Raw genomic sequence first — 14,589 nt, forward strand, 5'->3', positions numbered from 1 at the left:
TTTGTGAATAAAGAAAGTGAGAACTCGTTTTTTCTCACTTTTTTGATACTCTTAGCGCAAATAAATTGAGGTTTTTTCGATGAGGGCGAAGATGCACTTAAACCATGTCTCGGTTTTTCTATCACAGAAGATGATTAAAACAATCGTTTTGTCTATGGCGGTTGCGACCGTGGCAGTTATGACAGGGTGTGCATCTAAACCGCAAGTCAATGGTGGGACACGACATACGCTGCCAGCTCCGAATTATTATACGGTGCGTTCAGGCGATACCTTAAGCGGGATCTCAAATCGTTATGGTTTGAACTATCTGAATGTGGCTGCATTAAATGATATCGCACCGCCGTATCGTATTTATGTCAACCAGTCATTGCGTTTAAAAGGCTCGGCTGCACAGCGTACAACCTCGACACAAGCCATGGCACAAACGGCACCAATCCAGCGTCAAAGTATCAATTTACCAACGCAGCAACCCGTAGCGCCAAAACCGCAACCGGTTGTCCCTCGTCCAGTGGTACCGACCGTGCCGGTTAACCCGTCATCTTCGACTGTGGCATCAAGCTTACGTTGGGTGAAGCCATCGAATGGTGCTGTCATTCAAACCTTCAATCTGGCGAGTAATGTCAAAGGTACACGCTATGGCGGTAATGTAGGCGATCCAATTTTTGCAGCGGCAAACGGGCAGGTGGTTTATGCAGCTGATGGCTTAAAAGAATATGGTAACCTGGTGTTGGTTAAACATATTGATGGCTACATCACAGCCTATGCCCATAACAGCAAAATGCTGGTAAAAAGTGGTGATAATGTGACAGCAGGACAGAAAATTGCAGAAATGGGTTCTTCTGGCGCATCGCAAGTCATGTTGGAATTCCAGGTTCGCTTAGACGGTAAACCTGTGAACCCGAGCACAGTTTTACCAAATTAACTAAAGATTATTAATAAACTTTCAATAATTTATTAATAATCCCCCTAGTGTAAAAATAGACTTCCTTGTATACTTAATTTGATTGCTTTCATTAGAACAATAAGCATATTAATAAATTAAGTTGAGAGGGAAGTCTATGCTAGATCAATTGCGTGCAATGGGGGTCTTTGCTTGCGTTGTAGAAAAAAGTTCTTTCAGTGGTGCAGCAAGAGAACTTGGAATTACCACCAGTGCAGTGAGTCAACAAATCCGTTCTTTAGAACAAGAAATGGATGTCACCCTACTTCATCGTTCCACCCGAAAACTCAGTCTAACCGAAGCTGGACAGGCATTTTTCCTTAGTTGTCAGGAAATGCTGGCTGCAGCAGAACGGGGCAAAATCCGCATTAATGAATTACGTGATGATCTGGTTGGGGATTTGCGTATTGCCACTACACCTGAACTCGGTGCTTTACACGTTATTCCTGCCTTGTCGCACTGGATGTCGGCGCATAAAGGATTGGCGATTCATTTTGAAGCAGACCACCGTTATATTGACCTGATCGAAGAGCGTATTGATATTGCGGTTCGGATGAGCTTGAAGATGGAAGACCAGCAATTGTCTGCTGTGCCGTTAGCGCGTGTAGATCAGGTTCTGGTTGCATCTCCAAGTTATCTGAATCAGGCGCAACCGATCACCCGTCCTGAAGACTTGCGTAATCATGAATTACTGCCAATTACCCTCATGCAAAACTATCAACATTTTACCTTCCGTCATGGTATTAGTGGCGATGTGGTGAATGTGGATATGAAAACACGTTTAGGCACCAATAATGTTTTTGTAGCCAAGGCACTATGCCAACAAGGGCATGGCATAGCACGTATCCTGTACATGGATATTCAGAAAGAACTGATCAATGGATCTTTGGTTGAAGTTCTACCAGATTGGCAACTACCAGCTTATACCTTGCATGCCTTAACCTCTAAGCGTGAACAATACCCAATGAAGGTGCATCGTTGTATTGATGCCTTGAAGCAGTATTTTGCCCAGTTACCTGGTGGGCGCTCTTTACAGGGTGTTGCCTAAGTCAAAAGGCCATGTTCCTCGGAACATGGCCTTTTTGTTTATCTGCTTTTCTTGTTACGCATCGATTTCAGTGTTTTTGCCTCAGCAGTGTTTTCTTCACTTGCTTTGGCTTTTGCTTCTACGTCATCTTTCTTGGTTTTTTTGCGCTTTTTCTTTTTCTTTGGCTCATCCTCTTCTACCGCTTCACCGTCTTCAATGGCTTGCCAGTACTCAAGCTGTTCCATGACTGCAGCATAAATCGAATTTTTGCTGTAGCGACCTTTTTTATCCAGCGTACCCACTGGGCGCGCCATTAGAATTTCTAAGGCCTGGTCAATGGTGTCAATCGCGTGGACATGGAAGAGTCCTGCTTTGACGGCTTCACTCACGTCCTGACGTAACATCAGATGTTGCATGTTTTGACGTGGAATAATCACCCCTTGTTTGCCAGTTAAGCCCTGCAATTTGCAGGCGTCATAGAAGCCTTCAATTTTTGCATTGACACCGCCAATCGGTTGAACCTGACCTAACTGGTTCATCGAACCAGTAATCGCCCAAGATTGGTCAATCGGGATCTGGCAGATTGCAGAGATCAAGGCAGACAGTTCCGCAACCGTCGCACTGTCACCATCGACCTGACCATAGCTTTGTTCAAAAGCTAATGCGGCAGAGAAGTGCAGGATCTGTTCACGACCAAAGTGTGCTTTTAGGAAGCTCGACATTAACAATACGCCTTTGGCATGCAGGGAGCCGCCCAGTTCGACACTGCGCTCAATATCCAGAATATCACCGCCACCCTGATACACAGATGCGGTGAGGCGAGAAGGTAGGCCAAACTCGACATCAGCATAATGAATTACGGAGAGGGCATTGATTTGTCCCAGACGATGTCCGGAGGTTTCAATCAATTGGGTCCCACGAGACAGATCCTGCCAGTACAGTTCACGTAAATAGCCTAAGCGATATTGACGATGATGCAGGGCCTGATTGACATGCTCGTCGGTCACGATCTTGTCGCCTGCCTTAAAGGCATGGTGGTGCGCTTCACGAATTAAATCGCCTAAGGTAGATGCATGGAGCGATAGTGAGCTTTGATCTTCAGCCTGACGACTTGAATCAGTCAGCAATGCGGCAAGTGCAGAGCGGTCAAAAGGTAATAGCTTATCGGCCTGTACATAATCCGCGATCAGCTGCATATAGGCCTGCTCATTACTGTCATTACGTTGTAATGTGTCTGTAAAGTCAGCGCGAATTTTAAAGACACTGCCGAGTTCAGGTTCGACCTCTAAAATCTCATAATAAATTTCAGGTTCTGCCAATAAAACTACTTTTATTTCAAGCGGAACGGAAGCTGGCTCTATGGAAATGCTACCTGTTAACGTCAACATGTGCTCTAGCGAAGATAGCTTGAGCTGACCCGATTTTAAGGCACGTTTCAATCCCTGCCATGCATAAGGTTGCTCTAGCAGTTGCTCTGCTTCCAGCATTAAAAATCCACCATTGGCCTGATGTAAGGAACCAGGGCGAATCAAGGTAAAATCAGTGGTAATGGTACCGTTATGGGTCAGTTGCTCAACATGGCCTAACAGATTGTAGTGCGTTGGGAAGTCTTCGAAAATGACAGGTGCACCGCTGTTCGGTTTATTCGATACAATGACATTGGCTTGGTAGCGAGATGGAACACGATTGAATAAAGCAGGGGTAAAGTCATCCTCTTCTTGTTCAAGAATCAGCTCAACATTATCAATAATGTCTTCCGCATAATGTTTTAAATAGAGATCCAGACCTTTGACGTCTTTATTTTTATTTAAAATCGATTCTACTCGTGGGGTAACCACTTGCGTTGCGATATCGCGATTTAGACTTGAAACCTGATCACGGGCATCATCTTCCAGATCACCGAGATGTAATCCGAGGCGTTCGAGTTTTTTCTCCATATAGCGAATATTGGAGGTGATTTCTGCACGTTCTTTGCTATTCAGGGTATTCAGGTCAGTCTGCGTCAACTCATGATATTCATTGTCCTTGAGTTGCATGGGAACAAAGACGTGTTTGTCATTACGTGAAATCAGTTTTAAATCGAGTTCTTCACCTTCTTTGGTCAGTTCGACCAGCGCCTGCTGTTGAACATCACCGGTATCCTGACGAATACGCTCGATGCGGTTGTGATAGCTTTCAGCACTAAAACGGCGTTCTAACTGTTTAAGAATAATTTGCCATGTTTGCTGTAAGGCATTCTGGAACTTAACCCCTTGTCCTGCAGGAAATCGCAAGGCAATCGGTTGTCTCGGATTTTTAAAGTTATTGAGATAGACCCAGTCATCCGGAGTCGGCATGGTCTTGGCGTGTTGTTGCAGTAAACGCTTGATCATGGTGCGTTTACCCAGGCCTGCTGTCCCCACAGCAAAAATATTATAGCCCGAATAAGGCAGTGCGATACCCGCCTCAACGGAAGCGCGTGCGCGGTCTTGTCCTAAGAAGTTATTGAGCGGCTTGATTCGTTTGGTTGAACTTGGTATTTCCGCTAAATCTGGAATATGGGTAAGTTGGTCTGCACGTAGTGCTGTTTTAAGCAGTGTGGGTTGTATGTCCGTCTGTTCAAAAGCGCTTGGAAATGAATTGATCTTCGCTGTAATCGTGTTTGTTGGTGTTAAAGATAAAGTTGTTGCAGTCATTTGATCAAGTTTTTGGGTCACTGTTGCTATCCAACAAATAAACGTAAGTTGAGTAATTAAAGGTATACAGTTTTAGACCTAAAGATCAAGCGAACTTGTGTTTTTTATCGACAAAACAAAAGAATGATTGCATAAAGCAACTTGCAAGCAGGAGCAAGAAACGATTGAATAAGCACATTTATAGATTATTGGAAAATAATAACCAATGACAACGCAAGCCACCGGGTGGGCTTCGGCATTTAAAGCATTTTTAGATCGCCGCGCCCTGATTATGTTATTTCTTGGTTTCTCTGCAGGGATACCGATTTTACTGATTTTTTCTAGCTTGTCTTTATGGCTGGGTGAGGCGGGCATTGAGAAGAGTGCAGTCACTTTTTTCAGTTGGGCTGCATTGGGATATTCTTTTAAGTTTGTCTGGGCGCCGCTGATTGATGAATTGCCCGTGCCATTTTTAACCAAACGTTTAGGTCGACGTCGCGCCTGGTTGCTGATTGCTCAAAGTTTGATTATCTGTGCGATCTGTATCATGGCATTTTCTGATCCGGCACTTGGGCAGAGTTACTTGATCCAGATGGCCGTAGGTGCGGTGTTACTGGGTTTTTCTGCGGCAACGCAAGATATTGTGATTGATGCCTATCGTATTGAGCTCGCTGAAACCGAAATGCAGACCGTATTGGCATCCACCTATAATGCGGGTTACCGTATCGGGATGATTGTTGCGGGCGCTGGTGCTTTGTTCTTAGCTGCTTATCTGGGCACTGCGAAAGGAAATTATATCTACGAGGCTTGGAAATATACCTATTTAACCATGGCCGCCGTCATGGTGGTCGGGATTATTACCACGCTTTGTGTGCGTGAACCGCAGATCAATCGTGTTAATAAACATTACAAAACCACGGATTATTATCGTCTGGTCTTTGTATTCTTTATTGCAGTCGCGACATTCGTGGTGAGTTACATTTATTCGGGCAATGTCACTGAAGCAATTTCTAAATCTGCAGCTATTAAAGATACAGCTGCATTATTTGGTCTGGAAGCACTACGCTTTTTGACGGCTACAGCCTCAGCGCTATTAATTGGTTTTGGACTGGTCAAAGTTGGTGTAGTAAATCAGCAAATGGCGAAAGAAACCTGGGTTGCACCGATACTGGACTTCTTTAAACGTTATGGCGTCAAGCTTGCATTGGTGCTGTTATTGCTGATTGGTTTTTTCCGTATATCGGACATCATTGCAGGGGTCATTTCCAATGTCTTTTACCAGGATTTGAACTTTAGTAAAGAGCAGATTGCGGAAGCCGTTAAGATCTATGGCGTTGTATTTAGCCTGATTGGTGGTTTTCTTGGGGGTTTACTGGCACAACGTATGAACATTATGAAATTGATGTTTGTCGGTGCGGTGCTGGCCAGTTCAACCAATTTGATTTTCATTGGTCTGGTGAAGTCAGGTCAACCACTGGATCAGGTGCAAGTTCAGGTGGGTGAACAGCATTATCAGGTACACACTGATGAGGTGGGCTACTGGAAGTTACAAGTACCGAATGAAGTCTTGGCGAAAGCCAATGCAGTTCAGGTCAGTACCCAATATCAGCATCAGTCCGATTCAAATATTCAGCTTGAAGTGCCTTATTTAATTACTTCCCAACAGCCACAAATCCTGTTGCTGCCGATTAGTAATGATGATCAGTTAACGCCAAAAGAGTTAAAACAAAGTCTGGTGATTAAAGGGCAGTTGGCAGGGATCAAGGCTGAAGATTTAAATGCAGAACGTCCGGTTGTTTTAAAGCTGGATGGTCAGGAATTTGTCGCGAAAGTTGATTCCAGCGGTTTATTTACGGGTGCGGTGGATGGCAAGCTGTTGCAGGCATCTAACAGCAAAACCATTACCGCTTTGGCGAATCTGAAAAATAACGCGGGTCATGAATTACTGGCAACCCGACAATATCGTATCGATACCACTGCACCTACAGATGCGCTAGATATTGATATTCAGCCTGTGGCGGTGATTGATCCAGGTCAGGCTGGCACTGTTGAACTCTCGGGTAAGGTCATTAAGAGTTATAGTTCTTTATGGTTGTATTTGGCGATTATTATCGATAATTTAGCCTCTGGATTGGCGGGTGCAGCATTTATTGCCTTCTTATCTAGCTTAACCAGCGTATCATTTACAGCCGTTCAATATGCGATTTTCAGTTCTCTCATGACGCTCACGCCTAAATTGTTGGGTGGTTATTCGGGAACAATTGTCAGCAATATCGGCTATCCGAATTTCTTTTTAATGACGACTCTAATTGGTATCCCAATTTTAGTTCTTGTGGTTTGGGTTGCGAAACTGTTACGTGATCATGAAAACCAGACAACACAGCAGAAAGGTGAATAACTATGCGCATGTTACATACGATGCTACGAGTAGGTAATTTAGAACAGTCTTTAAAGTTCTACACTGAGGTGCTTGGTATGAAATTGCTACGCCAACGTGACTATGAAGAAGGACGTTTTACGTTAGCATTTGTCGGTTACGGTGATGAAAAAGACAATACCGTACTTGAGCTCACCCATAACTGGGATACCTCTAGTTATGACTTGGGTAATGCTTATGGTCACATTGCCATTGGTGTGGACGATGCTTATAAAGCCTGTGAAGAAATCAAGGCGCGTGGCGGTAAAGTGGTACGTGAAGCGGGTCCAATGAAAGGTGGTGTGACGGTTATTGCCTTTGTTGAAGATCCAGATGGCTATAAAGTTGAATTGATTCAGCAAGATCAGGATGCGTATAACAACTGATTCTTGCCTGATCGGTCGAAGATTTTTGAGCTAAAACGCTAGCTTTATTGAAATAGCCCAGTATGATGAGTAATTTGATCGAATGGTTGAATTATTCGCCATATTGGGCTTTTTCATTATTAGTGTGGATAGGGATAGTTATGTTGAAATTATTGGCATTGGACCGCTTTACAATTTTATTGGTTGTGATGGTGATACTGGCAACTTTTTTTCCAGTTTCAGGTCAGGTTGCACATTATTTTAATATTCTTACGACTGTTGCAATTGCCGTACTTTTTTTTCTGCATGGGGCAAAACTTTCACGTGAAGCTGTGGTGGAAGGCATGCTGCACTGGAAAATGCATGCTTTAGTGTTTGCTTTTACTTTCTTGCTCTTTCCAGCGATTGGGTTATTGGCAAAGCCTGTGTTAGAGCCGTTACTCGGTCAGCAACTGTATTGGGGCTTCCTGTTCATGTGTTTCTTGCCATCCACCGTGCAATCCTCCATTGCATTTGCCTCGATGGCTAAGGGTAATGTGGCTGGGGCAGTGTGCAGTGCGTCTTTCTCTAATATTGTCGGCATGATGATTACCCCGATTTTAGTCAGCTATTTTATTTTAGGCCAAAGTCAGCATGGCTTTGATCCGACCGAATCGATTCTGCAGATTACTTTATTGCTACTGGTGCCGTTTGTATTGGGTCAGTTGCTACGCCCTTATATTTTTCCTTATATGGTTAAAATGCCAAGTCTGGTCAAGGCTTTCGATCAGGGATCGATTCTGATGGTGGTGTATGGCGCGTTTAGTAGTGCGGTGATTGCCGGTCTGTGGCATCAGGTGAGTGGTCTGACGTTGCTTTATTTAATTCTGGCATGTTCTGTGTTGTTAACCATCGTGATGTTGCTGGCGTTATACGTGCCAAAATGGCTGGGCTTTACGCGGGCAGACCAGATCACGATTTTCTTTTGTAGTTCCAAGAAAACCTTGGCGAGTGGTGTACCGATGGCCCAGATCCTGTTTATTGGACAGCCTTTGGGGATGATTGTGCTGCCGATTATGATTTTTCATCAAATCCAGCTCATGGTCTGTGGCATTATTGCGAATCATTGGTCAAAATCGAATCAAGAATAGTTCGCAAAATTTAATTTATTGGCGTATAATGCTCGCCACTTGTTGGCTTTGCTCTGACCTTTAGAGTCTCGGTGAGTCAAAAGAAATGGTCTGTTGTGGTGTTGATCTGCACGTGTGCGAACACGTTGCTTTCCTCAGATTGAGAGTGATCAATTGCGATAACAGCTTAAGCCTTTCTTACTTAAATAGGAGCATCGACCATGCGCGCCGATATTCACCCTAAATACGAAAAATTAGTTGCTACTTGTTCATGTGGTAACGTTATCGAAACTAAATCTGCGCTTGGTAAAGAAACAATTTACCTTGACGTATGTTCAGCTTGCCACCCATTCTACACTGGTAAACAAAAGAATGTGGATACAGGTGGCCGTATCGACAAATTCAAACAACGTTTCTCTGGTATGTCACGTTCTATCAAACGTTAATATCAAGAAAGAAAAAACGGGCAATATGCCCGTTTTTTTATGCCTGTAGATTATTCGATTGAGGAACTTGTGGCAGTTCCCCAATCCTGAGAAAGGGTTATTGATCCTGTACGTCAGTAAGACGGTCCAATTTTTTCTGGAAATAATTGCCTTGCAAGAAGCGTGCTTCGACATTCCATGCATTGGCAAACAGGTTCATGTCGTTGAGTTCGGTTAAGAAAATCTCGACAGGTTTTTGCCCGATAAAGTGCAAGATTTTCTCTTGTAGGGTTGCCATCTCTTTTTCAGCGCTCAGCATTTGGGTGAGTTTGCTGTGCAGGCTCAGATACTGAACATCGATTTGTTGTAACATCGAATCGCTATAGAGTGAATCACCAAAACCACGGATAGAAATCTCGGCACCATGCTGACGCAATAGCGCGATTTGTGGCTGTGCCTGTGACAAGTTTTGTTGTAGCGCTTGTTCAGAGAACTGCAAAATTAAAGGATGGGCTTGCTTGCTGCCAATAATCGTTAAGAGTTTTGCCACCAGTTCTGGCAGCTTTTTATCATTCAGCAAGACCTGATGATTGAGGTTTACAATCAATTTCGCCTTTGGATATTGGGTAATAAAGTTGTGCAACTGCTTACAGGCTTCAACAAGAATCCAGCGATCCAGTTGAATCGATAGCTCAGGATCATCTTTCAGGTCGGCAAGATCACTTAAATCCTGCCACTGATTATTATAGATAAACCCACCGGATACTTCATAAGTATGCGTATGTTGATCCTGCTTGTCATAGAGTTGCTGATATTTTAGATGGATATCGCCCGCATCCAGTTTCTTTTTCAGTTCTTGTAGCAGGGTTAACTGTACAGCAACAGGAATATGCTCTGTGGTCAGGCCAATATCTGCGTCAATCTTCGGACTATTGAACACCGGTAGAGGAACCAAGAAAGCCTTGGTTAACACCTGTTCAAAACGAACTTCATCTGCAATAGGCTGGCTAATTTCACAATAGCCTAATTTTAAATGCAGCGGGAAAGTGTAGTGATCAGTCACCACCAGTTGCGGTTTTTGTAAACTATTCAAACCTATCAGGAGCGAATTGAGTACACTCTTTGATTCGGCCTGAAATAATGAGATATACAAACCATGTTCCACCTGACAGACCGGGACATTCACTTGTTCTTTAATAAAGTGAGGGATATTGGCAAAATATGCTCGAGTGCCACGCCAGTCTGTTTGGAAAACCTCACTTGGACAATTGCTTAAACTGAATAAAACCAGCGCATTGGCATTGGCCGGGTGATTGCTAAGCTGGCGGTTAATATGTTGTAAAGCGCTGCTTAGACTGGATGCTTTTTCGGCAGGGGCCGCTGTTGAAGGTGCTGCTGCCAGTTGTGATGAAGAGCCACATTCAATATTGAGCTGGATTTCATCTTCATTGCCTGAAGGCAAGAATTCCAGATGAAGGGGATTCTGCTTCACGGTTGCGTTTTGGGTGCGAAGTTCAAAACGACCTTGTTCAAACTGTCCTTGAGAAATCTTTTTAAAGCGCAATTTAAACTGGCTTAAGTCTTCAGGTTGCAACACATCCAGAATCGGCAAGCCAATTAAATCTTCTGGATTGGCAAAACCAAATAGATTGGCGTATTCGGCATTCACATGCATGTGAATGCCTTCCTGCAAAATGGCAACCGCTTTATGGCTTTCTGCAACCAGTGATTGTGCTTGGGTTTGTGCGGCTTCTAATTCATTCAGCAAACGATGTTCTGCTTGCACCAAACGACTATAAGAAAGCGCACGAATGATACTGATATAGAATTTTTCTGGGGATTTCAGATTCAGGATGTCATAAATGCCTTTATGGATATAAGACTGATATTGATCGGCTTTATAATCCTCAGGTTCAAGCAGGAGAACAGGCAAACTTGGTTGTGATGAGGCTTGAATCAGGGAGAGGGTCTGTTCGATTTTTAAGTCGTAGGCCCGACCGAAAATGACAATATCCCAAGGTAAGTTCAGTTGTTTCTCGAAGGTTTTCAGATCATCGAGTAAAGTGGCTTTAATTTGATGGTCTTGAGCCGTAAATAAAGCTGAAATCTGATTATAACGAAGCTGGTTGTCATCAATAATCAGTAAGCGTGTTTCAGTACGTTTTAATTTTTTAGAGAGTAAAGAATTTCTCACTTTAAAGCTTCCCATAAATCTTGATCAATGGTGTCCATATTCTTTTGTGCCATATATCGCTGAAGGATCGGTTGTTCCTCATCATTCAGCAGTTCAAAATCAAATTGAACAAAACTTTGGGTTATTAATTGTGCGTTTAATAAATACACTTTTACTTCCTCTTTCCCCAATCTTAAATGAACAGCCTGGTGTTCTCGAAAAATTTGTGAACCTGGTAAAATTAAAGTTGTTTTGGTTTCATCCAAATTCTGGTTTTTTAATAAAAGTGTCGGATGATAATTACTGATATGGCGATCTGCCTGAACCCGTACCGCACAAGGGAAAATCTCCTGTGCCAGCACTTCCAAACCGAGTTCCAGACTTTTTTCGGTCGATTGTTTGAGCCAACGAATCACACCGCCACGCCAATGCCCATGCGATGTTTCTTTAACTAAGATGTATTCACCTGTTCTTAAGTTCTTTGGAGCCTCCCCAGACCATTTAATACGATAACCGTTCACACTAATATCTAATATATCGGCTTGGTAAACGGCTTTACTTTCACGACTTAAACGTTGAATGGCCGATTCCTGATTGTCGGTTGAACTTTTTTTGTCCCATGCCGACATAAACTTTGATTCATTTTGTAGACCGTAACTGTGGTCTAATAAAAGTGTTTCTGAAAAATTCTTGGCTTTGGACAGATAGAAGTGGGCCGTAAGTAAGCCGAAACATATATGCAATTGAGCGGAATATTCATAACGCTCATGTCGACGCTCTGCCGTGGTACCAAGAATGGTTTGCACATGGAATTTCAATGCAGGGGTTAAATAGATTTTCTCATTCTTGGACACATATTCCGCATTTTTGTGTAAGGTCGCGGTGACATGATCCAGAAGACTATGGGTACTGATAAAAATATTGGGATTAAAGCCAGAGCTTTGTTTTTTATTATAAATGGGTGGGTGATCTTTAGTCGTATCGACCACATATTTAGTCAGGTCTGTTTCTTTGGTCAGGATCTGAACCATTTTTGCCCAGTCGAAACTACACTGGAACAAAGCCTGAATCTCGGATTGACGGATTTGATTGGTATTAAAAATATCCATCAAAATCAATTGTGCATAGGCTTGCGAGATATTGCTTAACGCATTCGGTTTACCTTGTATCTGATCCAGATTGGTATGCTGATATTTATGGGTCACGGCGGCATCATAAAGCTGATGAGCAATCAGCCATTGTCCCGCCACAGGTTCGCTATACAACATATGTTGTTGATAGAGCAGTTGGGTCAGTTGTTGCAAGGACTGAAAGGTTGCGAGTGTACGCGCCGTTTGCAGATTTTTCTTTTGGTTTAAGGCGAAGATGGAGAACTTCTGCTGATCGAGCTGATCGTTACTACGACGTACAATATTGATATAGATTGCTGCGAAGTAACAACGCAGTAGCATGGCCAGTTCAATGATATGTTCATTGCGGTCCGAGCTAATCACACCCTGATTGAAAAAATTCTTTTCCAGACTTCCTAACACATTTTCAATGGTTGGGTGCAGCACCTGAACCAGATCAAAACGTAAGGTTTCAGGGCATTCAAGTTCACTCAGTTCAAGTAAGGCGGCGAATAATGCTTTAGAGGTATCGCCCAACTGCATGATGGACAAGTTGGAAGTCCATTCATTTAGACTTTTCGAATTGGTATCGCAAAAGCTGAGTTTGTCTCGTCTCAAGACAGTTGGAATTTGAAAAATATCCGAAAAAGCATTATTCATCATTGTGTTATCAATCTCAGAACGTTTGAACCCCAAAAAGCGGTGTTTTATTTTTTTCGCCCGCAATTTCCCTGACAAGTTTTGGTACCAGATAGCCTGGCAAACTTGCTAATACATCAGTATATATTTGATCTATCTCTGAAGATCTTAAATCAAAATGCTGAGCCCCTTTGACTCTATCCAAAACATGAAGGTAATAGGGCATTACTCGTGCTTCAAATAAACGGAAACTCAATGCATTTAAAGTTTCTGCAGCATCATTCACACCTTTGAGTAAAACCGCCTGATTGAGCACGGTAATATGGTGGAGTGATAACTGTAATAACTTCGAGCAGGTGAAATCATCGAGTTCAGCTGCGTGATTTGAGTGTACCACTACTACAATGCGTAGCCTACTGTTTTTTAATATAGAAATGAGCTCATCATCAATACGGTTCGGGATCACAATTGGAACGCGTGAATGAATTCTCAATATCTTGAGCTGAGGGAGAGATGCTAGACGTTCTAGCCATAACGCAATTTTTCGGTTGCTTAGCGTTAGTGGATCGCCACCACTTAAAATGACCTCATTGATCTGTGGATTTTGTTCAATATAGGCTTTGATATTGATCCAGTCGTCATTTTTAGGCAGGTTTTCCTGATAAGGAAAATGGCGACGAAAACAATAGCGACAGTGGATGGCACAGGCACCGGTCAGCGTGAGTAAAAAACGTGATTGATATTTATGCAGAACCCCAGCCATTTGATTGGCGGCTTCCTCACCAAGCGGATCGGTCACGAACTCAGGATGTTCTTCCAGTTCCAGATGATGTGGTAAGACTTGTAGCAATAGAGGGTCTAGAGGATCGCCAATGTTCATTTTTCCGACGAATGCACGCGGGACGCGCAATTTAAACTGTTCAGAGGCCAGGATTGCCCCTGATAATAGTTGATCGGTAGATAACTCAAGCAGATTTAACAGCTCTAAAGGATCAGTAATTAGGTCACTGAGTTGTGATTGCCAGTTTTGCTCTTGATGTAAATAGTTTATCATGCCATACGTAAAAATAGTGTTAGCCGCAGCTGTGTGCCTAGTCTAGCATTAATAGATTTGAGTTTTAAGTTTGGAGTGCGCCTTTCATGGCCTATTATTCTACAAATGATTTTAAAGCAGGCCTTAAGGTTATGCTTGATGGTAACCCATGTTCAATCATGGAAAATGAATATGTAAAACCAGGTAAAGGTCAAGCGTTTAACCGTGTGAAATTACGTAACCTTCGCTCTGGTAAAGTATTAGAAAAAACATTCAAATCAGGTGATTCTTTAGAAGCAGCTGATATTGTAGAAGTTGAAATGGATTACCTCTACAACGATGGTGAAATGTGGAACTTCATGGATCCTGTCTCTTTCGAGCAAATCGCTGCTGATAAAACTGCAATGGGTGATGCTGCGAAATGGTTAAAAGACGATTCAAATGAAAAATGTACCATCATGTTGTTCAATGGCGTACCTTTAACCGTAAGCCCACCGAACTTCGTTGTGCTCAAAATCGTTGAAACTGATCCAGGTGTCCGTGGTGATACTTCTGGCGGTGGCGGTAAGCCTGCGAAACTTGAAACAGGTGCTGTGGTACGTGTTCCATTATTCGTACAGCAAGAAGAAAGCGTTCGTGTAGATACCCGTACTGGTGACTACCTAGAGCGTGCATAATTGTGCCTGTGTAGCTGAGCTA

At 43.0% G+C, this 14,589-nt stretch carries 11 protein-coding genes; 7 read left to right on the plus strand and 4 right to left on the minus strand.

Going from position 1 to position 14,589, the window contains the following annotated elements; genetic code table 11:
• Positions 1-91: 91 nt before the first annotated feature.
• Together ACNQO6_RS12125 and ACNQO6_RS12130 are read left to right on the plus strand one after the other, a co-directional pair.
• Complete coding sequence (locus tag ACNQO6_RS12125; protein ID WP_440209109.1) at positions 92-922, plus strand: peptidoglycan DD-metalloendopeptidase family protein; 831 nt, start codon at positions 92-94, stop codon at positions 920-922.
• A gap of 136 nt (positions 923-1,058) precedes the next feature.
• Entirely contained in the window at positions 1,059-1,988 is a 930-nt protein-coding gene (locus tag ACNQO6_RS12130; protein ID WP_343580922.1) for a LysR family transcriptional regulator, read from the plus strand.
• 38 nt (positions 1,989-2,026) lie between these two features.
• Here ACNQO6_RS12130 and ACNQO6_RS12135 read toward each other — a convergent pair whose 3' ends face one another.
• Positions 2,027-4,663: a Lon protease family protein gene (locus ACNQO6_RS12135; RefSeq protein WP_440209110.1), complete on the minus strand. Its 2,637-nt coding sequence runs from the start codon at positions 4,661-4,663 to the stop codon at positions 2,027-2,029.
• 184 nt (positions 4,664-4,847) lie between these two features.
• Between ACNQO6_RS12135 and ACNQO6_RS12140 the strand changes: the two genes are divergently transcribed.
• The 4 genes from ACNQO6_RS12140 to rpmE all read left to right on the plus strand — a co-directional run bounded on the left by ACNQO6_RS12140 (position 4,848) and on the right by rpmE (position 8,957).
• On the plus strand, positions 4,848-7,019 hold the full coding sequence (locus ACNQO6_RS12140) for an AmpG family muropeptide MFS transporter (protein ID WP_440209111.1): 2,172 nt from the start codon (positions 4,848-4,850) through the stop codon (positions 7,017-7,019).
• A 2-nt stretch (positions 7,020-7,021) separates the two neighbouring features.
• On the plus strand, positions 7,022-7,423 hold the full coding sequence (gene gloA, locus ACNQO6_RS12145; protein WP_004770462.1) for a lactoylglutathione lyase: 402 nt from the start codon (positions 7,022-7,024) through the stop codon (positions 7,421-7,423).
• A 134-nt stretch (positions 7,424-7,557) separates the two neighbouring features.
• Positions 7,558-8,532 (plus strand): bile acid:sodium symporter family protein, encoded by a 975-nt coding sequence (locus tag ACNQO6_RS12150; RefSeq protein WP_440209138.1) that lies wholly within the window; start codon positions 7,558-7,560, stop codon positions 8,530-8,532.
• Positions 8,533-8,732: 200 nt separating this feature from the next.
• Complete coding sequence (gene rpmE, locus ACNQO6_RS12155) at positions 8,733-8,957, plus strand: 50S ribosomal protein L31 (protein ID WP_005231378.1); 225 nt, start codon at positions 8,733-8,735, stop codon at positions 8,955-8,957.
• Positions 8,958-9,054: 97 nt separating this feature from the next.
• On the opposite strand, the gene ACNQO6_RS12160 is transcribed toward rpmE, so the two are convergent.
• The 3 genes from ACNQO6_RS12160 to epmB are packed head-to-tail and all read right to left on the minus strand — an operon-like array spanning position 9,055 to position 13,911.
• The gene (locus ACNQO6_RS12160; RefSeq protein WP_440209112.1) at positions 9,055-11,145 is read right to left on the minus strand and encodes an EAL domain-containing protein; all 2,091 of its coding nucleotides are present in this window, start codon (positions 11,143-11,145) and stop codon (positions 9,055-9,057) included.
• Positions 11,127-12,881 carry a GTPase gene (locus ACNQO6_RS12165; RefSeq protein ID WP_440209113.1) on the minus strand — a complete coding sequence of 585 codons (1,755 nt, stop codon included), beginning with the start codon at positions 12,879-12,881 and terminating at the stop codon, positions 11,127-11,129. The genes ACNQO6_RS12160 and ACNQO6_RS12165 overlap by 19 nt, the downstream gene beginning before the upstream one ends.
• A gap of 13 nt (positions 12,882-12,894) precedes the next feature.
• Positions 12,895-13,911 carry an EF-P beta-lysylation protein EpmB gene (gene epmB / locus ACNQO6_RS12170; protein ID WP_440209114.1) on the minus strand — a complete coding sequence of 339 codons (1,017 nt, stop codon included), beginning with the start codon at positions 13,909-13,911 and terminating at the stop codon, positions 12,895-12,897.
• Between the two features lie 86 nt (positions 13,912-13,997).
• On the opposite strand from epmB, the gene efp reads away from it, so the two are divergent.
• Entirely contained in the window at positions 13,998-14,567 is a 570-nt protein-coding gene (efp, locus tag ACNQO6_RS12175) for an elongation factor P (protein WP_004652839.1), read from the plus strand.
• The last annotated feature ends 22 nt before the right edge of the window (positions 14,568-14,589 follow it).

Origin of the sequence: Acinetobacter calcoaceticus (assembly GCF_051947995.1) — a bacterium.
In the GTDB taxonomy this organism is placed as follows: Bacteria; Pseudomonadota; Gammaproteobacteria; order Pseudomonadales; family Moraxellaceae; genus Acinetobacter.

Bases quoted from the DNA above. Each gene is read 5' to 3' on its own strand.
- epmB (WP_440209114.1), bottom strand. From the start codon at position 13,911: ATGATAAACTATTTACATCAAGAGCAAAACTGGCAATCACAACTCAGT.
- gloA (WP_004770462.1), top strand. From the start codon at position 7,022: ATGCGCATGTTACATACGATGCTACGAGTAGGTAATTTAGAACAGTCT.
- ACNQO6_RS12140 (WP_440209111.1), top strand. From the start codon at position 4,848: ATGACAACGCAAGCCACCGGGTGGGCTTCGGCATTTAAAGCATTTTTA.
- rpmE (WP_005231378.1), top strand. From the start codon at position 8,733: ATGCGCGCCGATATTCACCCTAAATACGAAAAATTAGTTGCTACTTGT.
- ACNQO6_RS12125 (WP_440209109.1), top strand. From the start codon at position 92: ATGCACTTAAACCATGTCTCGGTTTTTCTATCACAGAAGATGATTAAA.
- efp (WP_004652839.1), top strand. From the start codon at position 13,998: ATGGCCTATTATTCTACAAATGATTTTAAAGCAGGCCTTAAGGTTATG.
- ACNQO6_RS12160 (WP_440209112.1), bottom strand. From the start codon at position 11,145: ATGGGAAGCTTTAAAGTGAGAAATTCTTTACTCTCTAAAAAATTAAAA.
- ACNQO6_RS12130 (WP_343580922.1), top strand. From the start codon at position 1,059: ATGCTAGATCAATTGCGTGCAATGGGGGTCTTTGCTTGCGTTGTAGAA.
- ACNQO6_RS12165 (WP_440209113.1), bottom strand. From the start codon at position 12,881: ATGATGAATAATGCTTTTTCGGATATTTTTCAAATTCCAACTGTCTTG.